Annotated in this window: 12 protein-coding genes; 9 read left to right on the plus strand and 3 right to left on the minus strand. The window is 41.7% G+C overall.

What is annotated here, in order from left to right:
* The 3 genes from pbp1b to HMPREF9423_RS10330 all read right to left on the minus strand — a co-directional run bounded on the left by pbp1b (window position 1) and on the right by HMPREF9423_RS10330 (window position 4,619).
* A complete protein-coding gene (gene pbp1b, locus HMPREF9423_RS10320; protein ID WP_006149265.1) occupies window positions 1-2,559 on the minus strand; it encodes a penicillin-binding protein PBP1B in 2,559 nt (852 codons plus the stop codon).
* Between the two features lie 122 nt (window positions 2,560-2,681).
* Complete coding sequence (galU, locus tag HMPREF9423_RS10325; protein ID WP_006149266.1) at window positions 2,682-3,581, minus strand: UTP--glucose-1-phosphate uridylyltransferase GalU; 900 nt, start codon at window positions 3,579-3,581, stop codon at window positions 2,682-2,684.
* A 21-nt stretch (window positions 3,582-3,602) separates the two neighbouring features.
* On the minus strand, window positions 3,603-4,619 hold the full coding sequence (locus HMPREF9423_RS10330) for an NAD(P)H-dependent glycerol-3-phosphate dehydrogenase (protein WP_006155640.1): 1,017 nt from the start codon (window positions 4,617-4,619) through the stop codon (window positions 3,603-3,605).
* A 237-nt stretch (window positions 4,620-4,856) separates the two neighbouring features.
* Between HMPREF9423_RS10330 and leuS the strand changes: the two genes are divergently transcribed.
* The 9 genes from leuS to pepC all read left to right on the plus strand — a co-directional run bounded on the left by leuS (window position 4,857) and on the right by pepC (window position 14,641).
* A complete protein-coding gene (gene leuS / locus HMPREF9423_RS10335) occupies window positions 4,857-7,358 on the plus strand; it encodes a leucine--tRNA ligase (protein WP_006149268.1) in 2,502 nt (833 codons plus the stop codon).
* A 111-nt stretch (window positions 7,359-7,469) separates the two neighbouring features.
* Window positions 7,470-8,162: a GNAT family N-acetyltransferase gene (locus tag HMPREF9423_RS10340; protein WP_006149269.1), complete on the plus strand. Its 693-nt coding sequence runs from the start codon at window positions 7,470-7,472 to the stop codon at window positions 8,160-8,162.
* A 12-nt stretch (window positions 8,163-8,174) separates the two neighbouring features.
* Complete coding sequence (locus tag HMPREF9423_RS10345; RefSeq protein WP_006149270.1) at window positions 8,175-8,597, plus strand: GNAT family N-acetyltransferase; 423 nt, start codon at window positions 8,175-8,177, stop codon at window positions 8,595-8,597.
* Between the two features lie 277 nt (window positions 8,598-8,874).
* Window positions 8,875-9,738: an ABC transporter ATP-binding protein gene (locus HMPREF9423_RS10350; protein WP_006149271.1), complete on the plus strand. Its 864-nt coding sequence runs from the start codon at window positions 8,875-8,877 to the stop codon at window positions 9,736-9,738.
* A complete protein-coding gene (locus tag HMPREF9423_RS10355; protein WP_006149272.1) occupies window positions 9,738-10,592 on the plus strand; it encodes an ABC transporter permease in 855 nt (284 codons plus the stop codon). Before HMPREF9423_RS10350 ends, HMPREF9423_RS10355 begins: the two co-directional genes overlap by 1 nt.
* A 166-nt stretch (window positions 10,593-10,758) precedes the next feature.
* Window positions 10,759-11,757 (plus strand): Holliday junction branch migration DNA helicase RuvB, encoded by a 999-nt coding sequence (gene ruvB, locus HMPREF9423_RS10360; protein ID WP_006149273.1) that lies wholly within the window; start codon window positions 10,759-10,761, stop codon window positions 11,755-11,757.
* Complete coding sequence (locus tag HMPREF9423_RS10365; protein WP_006149274.1) at window positions 11,738-12,322, plus strand: nucleotidyltransferase family protein; 585 nt, start codon at window positions 11,738-11,740, stop codon at window positions 12,320-12,322. Before ruvB ends, HMPREF9423_RS10365 begins: the two co-directional genes overlap by 20 nt.
* Window positions 12,323-12,476: 154 nt before the next feature.
* Entirely contained in the window at window positions 12,477-13,199 is a 723-nt protein-coding gene (locus HMPREF9423_RS10370; RefSeq protein ID WP_006149275.1) for a pseudouridine synthase, read from the plus strand.
* 107 nt (window positions 13,200-13,306) lie between these two features.
* On the plus strand, window positions 13,307-14,641 hold the full coding sequence (gene pepC, locus HMPREF9423_RS10375; protein ID WP_006149276.1) for an aminopeptidase C: 1,335 nt from the start codon (window positions 13,307-13,309) through the stop codon (window positions 14,639-14,641).
* Window positions 14,642-14,682: the final 41 nt, after the last annotated feature.

A 14,682-nucleotide genomic window follows, 5' to 3' on the forward strand; every position in this document is an offset into this window, starting at 1 on the left:
TTAGCGTTGTAGTCTATTTGACGAAGAGTCGTTACTTCCGTTGGTAATATTATTGTTATTATTACCATTATTATTGTTGTTATTATTATTATTGCTATTATTATTGCTATTATTATTTCGGTTATTGTTATTATTGCTATTGTTGTTTGAGTTATTATTGTTGGAATTAGATGATTTTGGTAGACTTCCCAAAATAGTATTCCAAGCATTTTGGTAATCAGAGTCACTTCCACCAATAGCAAATTTATAAGTAGTAGTTGGAGCGCCAGTTTGGTTAGCCCAGTAACTTGTTACCATTTCTCCAGTTATTTCAATTTCTCTACCGTTAATAGTAACCTTACCTGGTTTCTGACCAGTCGATCTAAGAACTTGAGAAGAAGTGACGCTGGAGTCCAGGCTAAAGCGTTCAGAACCCCAAACAGAAGGAGAAGCTTGCTGAATAGCATTGACTAGATAAGCCATATATTTAGCATTGCGGTAGTGACCAGCTCCCTTTCCAAGAGGTCGGTTGTCATCGTGACCGAGCCAGCCCCCAAGTGTCAATCTTGGAGTTGAAAGCATGAGCCACATGTCACCATCTTCATTGGTTGTACCAGTTTTACCAATCCAGTCAGCACCCGCTAAACTTGGATTGATCGCAGCAAGATCGCTCTGGAAGCTTGAAGTGATTCGTGACGAAATAACATCTCTCAACAAGCTCTGCATAATGGTTGCAGTCGCTTTAGAGTATACCTGAACAGGTTCGTCTTTGTGCTCATAGATAACCTCACCACTAGTTTTTTCGATTTTCGAAATCATGAATTTTTTATGATAAACACCGTTATTGGCTAAGGTTTGGTATCCGTTTGTATGTTGAGCTACAGTAACATCGATTCCTCCACCCATAGGCAAACTTTCAATGTCGTATTCCGGGATTTCATAGCCCATTTTTTCCATGTAAGAGCGAACATCGACTCCTTTTTCACGGAGTGTGCGGTAAGTCCAGTAGGCTGGGATGTTCCATGAATAATTGAGGGCTTCTTTCAAGCTCATCATGCCTGTACCAGGACTATTGACATACATGATTGGGTTTCCGTTTGAGAAGTTAGTTGGATAGTTAGATAGGACACTTGCACTTCCCATCAAACCTTGGTCAATGGCAATACTGTAGGCTAGGATTGGTTTAGTAGTTGAAGCAGGAGAACGTTTAGTATTAAAAGCGTGGTTGTTTTGGTTACTTTGGTAATCGCGGCCACCAACAAAACCTAAGATAGCTCCCGTTTGATTATCCATCAAAACATTTCCTACTTCAGGTTGACCGGTATTATCATCAACTAGATAGCCATAGTTTGCGACTGCATCTTGCATGGCAGTATGGATAGCTTTGTCGATTGTAGTTGTGATACGATAACCACCATTTTGAATTTCTTTTTCAGCTAATTCACGATAGGATTTTTGGATAGATTCGTTCTTGAGTTCTTGGGCAGAGACGTTGTCTTTTTGTACCAAGTAGTCATACATGAGATTAGTTGCTTCATCGAGAGCAGTAAAGTAGAGATAGCCCCTAGAAGTTACGTCTACACTTTCAGCTGGTAAGAAATCTTGTTTGATGTCGTATGCTTTATAGGTTTCGTAATCTTCCTGACTGAGGACCCCTGTTCTGTACATATTGTAAAGAACATCTTTGGAACGTTTTATACCAAGTGCTATATCTTCTTCACTCTTCATTTCTCCAGTAGATTCATAAGGTGAGTAAGAGATGGGACTTTGTGGCAAGCCTGCTATGAAGGCTGCTTGAGGTATCGTTAGCTGATTGGCGTCAACACCGAAAATACCCTTGGCAGCTTGTTGAGCTCCTGCGATATTTTGCCCTTTATTGTTACGACCAAATGGAGCAACGTTGAGATAGGTTGTTAAGATTTCGTCCTTACTCATTGCTCTCTCTAAGGCCAAGGCATCCACGATTTCAGTAGCTTTACGAGCTAGTGTAGGAGCATCACCAACCACTTGTTGCTTGATGAGCTGTTGTGTTAGTGTAGAACCTCCACTAGAAGAACCAAGTCCGATAAAGTTTCCTAGACTAGCACGAATAACCGCTTTAGGAACGACTCCATTGTGTTCTGCGAAATGTTCATCCTCAGTCGCAACGATAGCTTGTTTGAGATTGTCTGAAATAGCATCTGATGCGACATAAGTCCGAAGGAGGTCGCTTTCAATAGCGCCAATCATGGAACCGTCGGCATAGCGAATTTCAGAGATGGATGAAATATCGTTCACTTGTTTGACTAAATCTTCTGTTTGAGGGACGGTCACGTTGTCAAATAGAGATACAGCATAACCAAAAACAACCCCAGTACCTAAAAGTCCACCAAGAAAGGCGATGATGAATAGGGTATTAAAGGTTGCCTTGATTCCCAGTAAGATATTAGCAAAGATAGTCCAAATATTCGTTTTAGTTTGCTTTTTCTTTTTAGAATTTTTAGGACCTTTTTTTCCTAGATGTATATTTTTTAGTTTTGTTTTAAGGGACTCCAGTAAGGCTAGTCCTTTTTCTTTCATAGATAATAATTTATTCTTCATTTCTTTCCTCACTCCTTATTATTATACCATAAAAGCAATGATTGCAAGAAATTAGGCTTGGACTAGCTTTGGAGGTGTTTAGGCAACAAAAAAACCAGGTATTTTCAACCTGGTTTAAGGGCTTATTTTTCTCCTGAGAGTTCTTTCCCAAGGTTAATCAAATAAGTTTTCAAGTCATCTTTGACTTGAGGATGTCTAAGTGCGTAGTCGATTGAAGTTTTCATAAAGCCAAACTTGTCTCCAACATCATAACGAGCCCCCTTGAATTCACGAGCAAATACACGTTGGGTTTTGTTGAGGGTATCAATAGCGTCTGTTAGCTGGATTTCATTTCCGGCACCAGGCGTTTGATTTTCAAGAATACCAAAAATCTCTGGTGTGAGGAGGTAACGACCGATGATGGCTAAATCACTTGGTGCGTCCTCAGGTGCTGGTTTTTCAACGAAGGTTTCAACGCTATAAAGTCCATCTTTTCCTTCACCTTGAGGTGCGATAACGCCATAAGCAGAGACTTCTTCGTGTGGTACAGGCATTACGGCGATAGTAGAAGCGTGAGTCTCTTCGTAATCATTCATAAGTTGCTTAGTCAATGGGACAGCCTTGTCATCAGTGATATCCATGAGGTCATCTCCGAGCATCACCACAAAAGGTTCATTCCCAACGAATGCTTTGGCTTGTAAAACGGCATCTCCGAGTCCACGTGGGTGTGTTTGACGGATGAAGTGAAGGCGCATGCCAGTCGTTTCATCAACTAGTTTCAAAAGATCTGTTTTTCCTTTTTCCTTAAGGTTATATTCTAGTTCAAAGTTTGAGTCAAAGTGGTCTTCGATAGAACGTTTTGACTTCCCTGTTACAACAAGAATGTCCTCAATTCCAGACTTGAGAGCTTCTTCTACGATGAATTGAATGGTTGGCTTATCCACGATTGGCAACATTTCTTTGGCCAAGGCTTTGGTTGCCGGGAGGAAACGAGTTCCAAGCCCCGCGGCAGGGATAACAGCTTTTCTAACTTTTTGCTTCATGAGCTTCCTTTCTAACGGTGATTATGACCACTCGTTTTCTGCCTTGAACTCGTTACTCATGAGTTCAGAAACAGCATCCTTAATATTAACATTTTCATAAATAACTTGGTAAATAGCCTGGGTAATAGGCATATAGACTCCAAGCTCTTGCGCCAATTCGTAAGCAGCTTTGGTTGTTGAAATTCCTTCGATGACCATTCCCATGTTGGCTTCGATATCTGACAAGGCTTCACCACGTCCAAGAGCATCACCTGCTCGCCAGTTACGTGAGTGGACAGAAGTTCCGGTGACGATTAGATCCCCAACACCTGAAAGTCCGCTATAAGTCAGTGGATTTGCTCCAAGCTTGACCCCTAGACGAGTGATTTCCGCAAGCCCGCGCGTGATAATCGCCGCCTTAGCGTTATCACCAAAGCCAAGTCCATGGAGGGCCCCTGCACCAACAGCAATGATATTTTTAAGAGCACCAGCTGTTTCCACTCCAATCACATCTGTATTGGTATAAAGACGGAAGTAGTGGTTACTAAAGAGTGTCTGAACATACTGAGCTGTCTCTAAATCTTTAGAAGCAGCAGTAATCAAGGTGATATCACGGACGATTGTTTCTTCTGCGTGACTAGGACCAGATACAACCACAATTTCACTGCGGAACTCTTCAGGGATTTCTTCTTCAAGAATGGTTGAAAGACGTTTGTGACTATTTGGCTCGAGACCTTTTGAAGCATGCATAATAACCACTTTATGATCAAGAACAGCAGCTACCTGTTGAGCTACCAATCTTGTCACCTTAGTTGGAACTACGAACAAGACAGCGTCAACGCCCTTCAAGACTTCTGCTAAATCATGGTAGGCAACAATCTTTTCGTCTAATACAGTATCCTTAAAATAGCGTTTGTTGGTATGTTGTGTATTGATTTCGTCAATTTGGTCAGGAATATTTCCCCAGATACGTACTTCATGTCCATTGTCATTTAAAACTTGTGACAGAGCAGTACCCCAAGAACCAGGCCCTAAAACAGCGATGGTTTGTTTGTTCATTTTTCCCTCCTTCTGAGAAAGCACTTTCCTATATTCTACCATAAAAAGCCTTATCTTGCATCTATATTATTTATGAAGAGTTAATTGAATGGTAAATTATATATATTGAGAATTTTTAGAATTTATTTGTAAAATAGTTTAGTATTCAAAGGGCGAAACGATAAAAAACACGAAAAGAGGAACAATATTTCCCCTAAAAATGGTATAATAGTAACATCACAAAATTGGAGAGAGACCATGAGTTTTTACAATCATAAAGAAATCGAGCCTAAGTGGCAGAAACACTGGGCTGACAATCACACTTTTAAGACAGGAACAGATGCCTCAAAACCTAAGTTTTATGCATTGGACATGTTCCCTTATCCATCTGGAGCAGGTCTGCACGTAGGACACCCAGAAGGCTATACAGCGACAGATATTCTCAGTCGTTTCAAACGTGCCCAAGGCTACAACGTCCTTCACCCAATGGGGTGGGATGCTTTTGGTTTGCCTGCAGAGCAATATGCTATGGATACAGGGAATGATCCGGCTGACTTTACAGCGGAAAATATCGCCAACTTCAAACGCCAAATCAACGCCCTTGGTTTCTCTTACGACTGGGACCGCGAAGTCAATACTACAGATCCAAACTACTACAAGTGGACGCAATGGATCTTCACTAAGCTTTACGAAAAAGGCTTAGCCTATGAAGCAGAGGTACCAGTAAACTGGGTTGAGGAATTGGGAACAGCCATTGCCAACGAAGAAGTGCTTCCTGACGGAACTTCTGAACGTGGAGGCTATCCAGTTGTCCGCAAACCAATGCGCCAATGGATGCTTAAAATCACAGCTTATGCAGAACGCTTGCTCAATGACTTGGATGACCTTGATTGGCCAGAGTCTATCAAGGACATGCAACGCAACTGGATTGGGAAATCAACTGGTGCCAATGTCACTTTCAAAGTCAAAGGGACTGACAAGGAATTCACCGTCTTTACGACACGTCCAGATACCCTTTTCGGGGCAACCTTCACTGTTTTGGCGCCTGAGCATGAACTAGTAGATGCCATCGTAAGTGCGGAACAAGCTGAAGCCGTAGCAGACTACAAACACCAAGCCAGCCTCAAGTCAGACTTGGCTCGTACCGACCTTGCCAAGGAAAAAACTGGTGTTTGGACGGGTGCTTATGCCATCAACCCTGTCAATGGCAAAGAAATTCCAATCTGGATTGCGGACTATGTTCTTGCTAGCTATGGAACAGGTGCTGTCATGGCTGTGCCAGCCCACGACCAACGTGACTGGGAATTTGCTAAACAATTTGACCTACCAATCGTAGAAGTACTTGAAGGTGGAAACGTAGCAGAAGCTGCTTATACTGAAGATGGCCTTCACGTTAATTCAGAATTCCTAGATGGACTCAACAAAGAAGAAGCGATTGCCAAGATTGTCGCTTGGTTGGAAGAAAAAGGCTGTGGTCAAGAAAAAGTGACCTACCGTCTCCGTGACTGGCTCTTTAGCCGTCAACGTTACTGGGGCGAACCAATCCCAATCATTCATTGGGAAGATGGAACTTCGACAGCCGTTCCAGAAAGTGAATTGCCACTTGTCTTGCCAGTCACCAAGGACATCCGCCCTTCAGGTACTGGTGAAAGCCCACTAGCTAACTTGACAGACTGGCTGGAAGTGACTCGTGAAGATGGCGTCAAAGGTCGTCGTGAGACCAATACGATGCCACAATGGGCAGGTTCAAGTTGGTACTACCTCCGCTATATCGACCCACACAACACAGAAAAATTGGCTGATGAGGACCTCCTCAAACAATGGTTGCCAGTCGATATCTACGTGGGTGGTGCAGAGCACGCCGTGCTACACTTGCTTTACGCTCGTTTCTGGCATAAATTCCTCTATGATATCGGTGTTGTTCCAACTAAAGAACCATTCCAAAAACTCTTTAACCAAGGAATGATTTTGGGAACAAGCTACCGTGACCATCGCGGTGCTCTTGTAGCAACTGACAAGGTTGAAAAACGTGACGGTTCCTTCTTCCATGTGGAAACAGGGGAAGAATTGGAGCAAGCACCAGCTAAGATGTCTAAATCCCTCAAGAACGTGGTCAATCCAGACGATGTGGTGGAACAATATGGTGCTGATACCCTTCGTGTCTATGAAATGTTCATGGGACCACTTGACGCTTCCATCGCTTGGTCAGAAGAAGGTCTAGAAGGAAGCCGTAAATTCCTTGACCGTGTGTATCGTTTGATTACAACCAAAGAAATCGTTGCGGAAAACAATGGTGCTCTAGACAAGGTTTATAACGAAACCGTTAAAGCTGTCACTGAGCAAATCGAGTCCATGAAATTCAACACAGCCATTGCCCAACTCATGGTCTTTGTCAATGCTGCCAACAAGGAAGACAAACTCTATGTGGATTACGCTAAAGGCTTTATCCAATTGATTGCTCCATTTGCTCCTCACTTGGCTGAAGAACTCTGGCAAACAGTGGCAGCAACAGGCGAGTCTATATCTTATGTAGCTTGGCCAACATGGGACGAAAGTAAATTGGTTGAAGACGAAATTGAAATCGTCGTTCAAATCAAAGGAAAAGTCCGTGCTAAACTCATGGTCGCAAAAGACCTTTCACGCGAAGAATTGCAAGAAATTGCTCTCTCTGACGAAAAAGTCAAAGCAGAAATTGATGGCAAAGACATCGTGAAAGTGATTAGTGTACCTAACAAGCTTGTAAATATCGTAACGAAATAAATTTAAAAGTCCTTCAGAGCTAAGTTCTGGAGGATTTTTTGTAGATTACCTGTGAGATGTGATATACTATTCACATCTTTAAACTTATAAGTATGAGACAAGGAGAAAACAATGCCAGTAAATGAATACGGTCAGATGATTGGTGAACCTGTAGATGATACACCTGGAGTTTTGCCTTCACTTGTACGGATAGAAGGGCAGTATACGATTATTGAGGCTCTGTCAGTAGAAAAGCACGCGAAGGATTTGCTGGCTGTCTATGGCCCAGATAGCCCTCGTGACATGTGGACCTATCTCTTTCAACCACCAGTAGAGAATCTCGAAGAATTAATCGTAGCTTTGAAGCAGATGATTGAGCGCAAGGATCGCTTCTATTATACGATTATCGATAAAGTGACTGGAAAGGCGTTGGGGACTTTTTCTCTCATGCGTATTGACCAAGCCAATCGCACCATTGAAGTTGGCGCGGTGACTTTTTCTCCGGCTCTCAAACATACCAGGATGGGAACAGAAGCTCACTATTTGCTAGCCCGTTATGTCTTTGAAGAACTCAACTATCGACGCTATGAGTGGAAGTGCGACGCCCTCAATCTTCCATCTAGAAAAGCAGCAGAACGTTTGGGCTTTGTCTATGAAGGCACCTTCCGCCAAGCTGTTATCTATAAAGGTCGCACCAGAGATACGGATTGGTTGTCCATGATCGATAAGGACTGGCCACAAGTCAAAGCTCGTTTGGAAACATGGTTGGCTCCTAAAAACTTTGATAAAAATGGGCAGCAGATAAAATCGCTTAGGCAATATTAGAAAGGTTCTACTATGATAAAATTTACAAAAGAATCCTCTGTTTCAATTGATGACGTTTTACATCTCTATCAGGCAGTTGGTTGGACAAACTATACCAATCAGCCACAGATGATGGAGCAGGCCTTGTCTCATTCGCTAACGACTTATCTTGCGCGTGATGGTGAGGAAATCGTTGGTTTAATGCGTCTGGTTGGAGACGGTTTTTCATCGGTTTTTGTCCAGGATTTGATTGTTTTGCCTAGCTATCAGCGCCAAGGAATTGGCAGCAACTTGATGAAAGAAGCCTTAGCTGACTATAAGGATGCCTACCAAATACAACTAGCGACTGAACAGACAGAAAAAAACTTGGGTTTTTACCGTTCTCTGGGGTTTGAAACCTTATCTACTTATGATTGTACAGGAATGATTTGGGTAGATCGAAAAAAATTTAAATAATTCTTTTATCTTAAGTTAACTTTAAGTTTACTCATGTATCATGTAATCATTAAGTAAAGACCTCCTAACTTTATTTAATAGAAATCCTAAACTTTTCTTTTTCATAATAATCTCCCTAAAGAAGCCACCAAATCAGGTGGCTTTTTTTATGTTCAAATGCAGAAGTTTTAAGGTAGAATTGACCACATAATCATCCATTTCGACCACATAGCACCAAACTATATTTTTTCTTTTTCCTTTTTGTTAGACTGAAGGTGTAAAAAAGGGGGAAGGAAATATGATTTTACAAGCAAAAGGCCTCACTAAGAACTATGGAGACCATACAGCAGTAAAAGATATAAATTTAGAGTTTAAAAAAGGAAGTTTTAACGCAATCTTAGGACCTAATGGGGCTGGCAAATCGACTACGATTTCAATGTTAATCGGACTTAAACGAGCAACTAATGGTCAAATCATCTATGCGCCCAATACTCGGATTGGAGTTGTTTTTCAAGCAAGTGTATTGGATGAAAAGTTGACGGTCAAAGAAAACCTAGCCATTCGTGCCCAGCAGTATAAGGAGATTAAAGGTGGTCGTGTGGAAGATTTAATCAATCAACTAGGGTTGACTGCTTTTCAGAAACAACTTTATGGAACTTTATCAGGAGGACAGAAACGTCGAGTTGACATTGCTCGGGCTCTCCTATCCAATCCCGATATTTTATTTCTAGATGAGCCTACGACTGGACTAGATATTCAGACTCGCAAATCCATTTGGGATTTATTGTATCGTCTACAAAGAGATGAAGGGATGACTATTATCTTAACGACTCATTATCTGGATGAAGCAGATGAGGCAGATCAACTTTATATTATAGATCATGGAAAGGTTATTGCCCAAGGTTCTGCTGCTGAAATTAAAAGTGAGTACGCTTCCAATCTTTTAAAAATTTGTTTTAAAGACAAGCAGGTGGAGAAATTCTTACCTAAAAATATGCCTGTGGAAAAGGAAAATGAGTTTGAGTATAGTCTTTATCCTAAGAGCCAATTGGAAGCTATTGATTATTTGACCCAAGTTCGTGAGAAGATTGCTAGCTTTGAATTTCGTCCAGGAACTATGGATGATGCCTTCATAGCCCTTACAGGAAGAGAGGTGCGCTAATGTTAGCCTTATTAAAACGTGATTTTTTATTGTATTTTCGTAATCGTTCAGGAGTCTTTTTCTCATTACTGGGAGCTTTGATTTCCTTTCTACTCTATATCATTTTTTTGCAGAAAAATTTGATGGATGCCTGGTCCCAACTTCCTGATAATAAGAGCCTTTTAAATAACTGGCTGATGGGTGGAACCTTGGCTGTGACTGGGATTACAACCAGTTTTACAGCTTTGTCCCAGATGGTACAAGACCGTGAAAATCAAGTGGATCAGGATCTCTTTTTGACAGACTTAGGGAGCTGGGGCTTGCAACTGTCTTATCTTATTAGTAGCCTTATCATTTCCTTTGTTATGCAAGCCTTTATGCTTATTGTTATGAGCCTTTATTTTCAAGAAATTCCAGCTATGAGTAAGCTATTTGAAATAAGTTTAATCATGCTGCTAAGTAGTCTCCTTTCAACATTGGTAAATGCACTCTTGATTTACCATTTCCAGTCAGTAGATAGTCTGGGTAAATTGGCTACCATTGTAGGTACAGCTTCAGGATTTTTAGTAGGAACTTATGTACCAATGGGAATTCTTCCTAACTTCGCTCAAGTTCTCATGAAATGCACACCAGCTACCTATCTTGCTTCTCTCTATAGACAGGTCTTAATGAAGGAGCAATTAGAAACTACATTTATGGGGAATAGTAGCTTATTAGAAGAGTTCCAAGAAAAATTAGGAATCCGGCTTAATTGGCAGAACCTTTTAACAAAGGAAGAAACATACTTAATAGTGGTGAGTATCTGCCTCCTAACTTTTCTGCTTTGGCTGGTAGTAGTTAAAATCTCTAGCAAAAAAATAAAAATTATAGGTTAAGTTAACTTTAAGTCTTCTCTTGTATCATATAATTATTAAGTAAAGGCCTCCTAACTTTATTTAATAGAAATCCTAAACTTTTCTTTTTCATAATAATCTCCCTAAAGAAGCCACCAAATCAGGTGGCTTTTTTGTTTGTAGGCTGGATTTTTGCTATAATAGGAACATGAGTAGAATTTTAGATAATGAAATCATGGGTGATGAGGAGTTGGTAGAACGTACCCTCCGTCCCCAATATTTACGTGAATATATCGGACAAGACAAGGTCAAGGATCAGCTTCAAATCTTTATCGAGGCAGCAAAAATGCGTGATGAGGCGCTGGATCATGTTCTTTTATTTGGCCCTCCAGGTCTCGGGAAAACAACCATGGCTTTTGTCATTGCCAATGAATTGGGAGTTAATCTCAAGCAGACGTCTGGTCCCGTTATCGAAAAAGCCGGTGATTTGGTAGCAATTTTGAATGACTTGGAGCCAGGAGATGTTCTTTTTATTGACGAGATTCATCGCTTACCCATGTCGGTAGAAGAGGTACTTTACAGTGCCATGGAAGACTTCTACATTGACATCATGATTGGTGCAGGAGAAGCTAGCCGTAGTGTCCATCTAGATTTGCCACCTTTTACCTTGATTGGGGCGACGACTCGTGCTGGGATGCTTTCGAATCCTCTTCGTGCCCGTTTTGGGATTACAGGCCACATGGAATATTATACCCATGCTGACTTGACGGAGATTGTTGAGCGAACGGCAGATATCTTTGAGATGGAAATTACCCACGAGGCTGCTTCCGAGTTAGCTTTACGCAGTCGTGGCACTCCTCGTATTGCCAATCGTCTCCTCAAGCGCGTGCGTGACTTTGCGCAGATTATGGGCGATGGCTTGATTGATGATGTCATTACGGATAAGGCTCTTACTATGCTGGATGTAGACCATGAAGGTTTGGACTATGTGGACCAAAAAATCCTTCGCACCATGATTGAGATGTACGGTGGTGGTCCTGTCGGTCTCGGGACTCTTTCTGTGAATATCGCCGAAGAGCGTGAGACAGTGGAGGATATGTATGAACCTTACCTGATCCAGAAAGGCTTTATCATGCGGACTCGTTCTGGACGGGTGGCAACTGCTAAGGCATATGAGCATTTAGGTTATGAATACAGTGAAAAATGAGCAAGAAATTCTAGATGCTTTCAGAGAAAATCCAGATATGATGACCATTCTGACCATCATTCGTGACCTTGGTCTGAAAGATTCGTGGTTGGCGGCAGGTTCTGTCAGGAATTTCATTTGGAATCTCTTGTCAGACAAATCGCCTTTTGATCATGAAACGGACGTGGATGTGATTTTCTTTGACCCAGATGTGAGTTATGAAGAAACGCTGGCAATAGAAAACAAGTTGAGAGAGGACTTCCCCCAGTATCAGTGGGAGTTGAAAAATCAAGTCTATATGCATCAGCATAGTCCTCACACTGCGCCCTATACCAGTTCTCGTGATGCTATGAGTAAGTATCCCGAGCGTTGCACGGCGGTAGGCCTTCGCTTGAATGAAGATTCCACATTAGAGCTCTTTGCCCCCTATGGTTTAGAGGATATTTTAAAGTTTCAGGTTTCCCCGACTCCTCATTTCCTAGATAATGAGGAGCGAATGAAACTCTATCAAGAGCGGTTGCTCAAGAAAAATTGGCAAGAAAAATGGAAAAATCTCACTTTCTCAAAAAACTTAAGAAAAATTTAAGTTAGGGGCGGTATACTAGGTTCATAAGTTAAGAGAAACTTAACTTAAACTCCTAAAACTTTTTCATAATAATCTCCCTATAAAAAAATTAAGTCGCCCAATTAGGCGACTTTTTTTGTTCTAAGTCTATGCTTTTTCATGATATAATAGCCCTATGAGATTAGATAAATTTTTAGTAGCCTGTGCTGTTGGGAGTCGGACTGAGGTTAAAAACTTTCTCAAGTCAGGGCGCGTGACGGTCAATGGCAAGAAAGAAAAATCTGCCAAGCTACAAATTGATGAAGAGACAGACGAGATTTGCTTTGACGGGCAAAAGCTAGACTACGAGGAGTTTGTTTACTATATGATGAACAAGCCTCAGGGCGTTATCTCAGCGACTGAAGATCCTAAACACAAGACAGTTTTGGATTTGTTGGATGACTATGCACGTGCCAAGGAAGTTTTCCCAGTAGGGCGCTTGGATATCGATACGCATGGACTCTTGCTCTTGACCAATGATGGCAAACTGGCTCATGCCCTTCTTTCACCTAAACGCCATGTGGATAAAACCTATCTTGCGCAGGTCAAGGGAATCATGACAGATACAGATGTTGAGACATTTGCCAAGGGAATTCCACTCAAGGACTTTACCTGTCAGCCTGCCAAGCTGGAGCTTGTGTCGATTGATACGGAAAAGGATCAAAGCCTGGTCCGAGTGACCATTGCAGAAGGGAAATTCCACCAGGTCAAACGGATGGTAGCCTACTGTGGTAAGGAAGTTGTGGACTTGCAACGTTTAACCATGGGAACTTTGACCTTGGATGAGGATTTGAAACGTGGAGAATGGCGTCGCTTAAGCAAGGAAGAACTAGAAGTCTTGCTTGAAAGTGTTCAGTAAAGTGGATAATCGGAAAAGGTAGGGAAAATGTCCCTGCCTTTTTCAGTTTTTGGTTGCTTCCTTTGTGAAAAGCGTTATAATAGACAGTAAGAAAAAAGGAGGATTTTATGAACGCGATTCAAGAATCATTTACAGATAAATTATTTGCCAACTATGAAGCAAATGTAAAATACCAAGCTATCGAAAATGCAGCTAGTCACAATGGAATTTTTGCAGCCCTTGAGCGTCGTCAAAGCCATGTAGACAACACACCTGTTTTCTCACTTGACTTGACTAAGGACAAGGTCACTAACCAGAAAGCATCTGGTCGTTGCTGGATGTTTGCGGCACTTAATACTTTCCGCCACAAACTCATCTCTCAATACAAACTTGAAAACTTTGAATTGTCACAAGCCCACACCTTCTTCTGGGACAAGTATGAAAAATCAAACTGGTTCTTGGAGCAAGTGATTGCGACAGCTGACCAAGAATTGACGAGCCGCAAGGTTAGTTTCCTGCTCCAAACTCCACAACAAGATGGTGGTCAGTGGGATATGGTGGTTTCTCTCTTTGAGAAATACGGTGTCGTTCCTAAGTCTGTTTATCCAGAGTCTGTTTCATCTAGCAGTAGCCGTGAGCTCAATGCAATCCTTAACAAATTGCTTCGTCAAGATGCTCAAATCTTGCGTGACCTCTTGGCTTCTGGCGCTGACCAAGCGACTGTTCAAGCTAAGAAAGAAGACCTCTTGCAAGAAATCTTTAACTTTCTTGCCATGTCACTAGGTCTTCCACCACGTCAGTTTGACTTTGCTTATCGCGATAAGGACAACAACTACCAAAGCGAAAAAGGCATCACACCACAAGAGTTTTACAAGAAATACGTTGACCTTCCACTAGAAGACTACGTTTCTGTGATCAATGCTCCAACTGCTGATAAACCATATGGTAAATCATATACAGTTGAGATGCTGGGGAATGTTGTTGGTAGCCGTGCAGTTCGCTACATCAACGTACCGATGGAACGCTTGAAAGAATTGGCTATTGCCCAAATGCAAACAGGAGAAACTGTCTGGTTTGGTTCAGATGTCGGCCAGCTCAGCAACCGTAAAGCAGGAATCCTTGCGACAGATGTTTATGACTTTGAATCAAGTATGGACATTCAACTCACTCAAGACAAGGCAGGACGTTTGGACTACAGCGAAAGCTTGATGACCCACGCTATGGTCTTGACAGGTGTTGATTTGGATGAAAATGGTAAATCAACTAAGTGGAAAGTTGAAAACTCATGGGGAGACAAGGTCGGTGCAGATGGTTACTTTGTTGCTTCAGATGCTTGGATGGACGAATACACTTACCAAATCGTTGTTCGTAAGGAATTACTAACAGCAGAAGAACAAGCTGCCTATGAAGCAGAACCAATCGTACTCGCTCCATGGGATCCAATGGGTGCCTTGGCAGAATAATTGAAAATAAAAAAGAATCAGATGATAAATCTGATTCTTTT

It is taken from the genome of Streptococcus infantis ATCC 700779, assembly GCF_000187465.1.
GTDB classification, from domain to species: Bacteria; Bacillota; Bacilli; order Lactobacillales; family Streptococcaceae; genus Streptococcus; species Streptococcus infantis.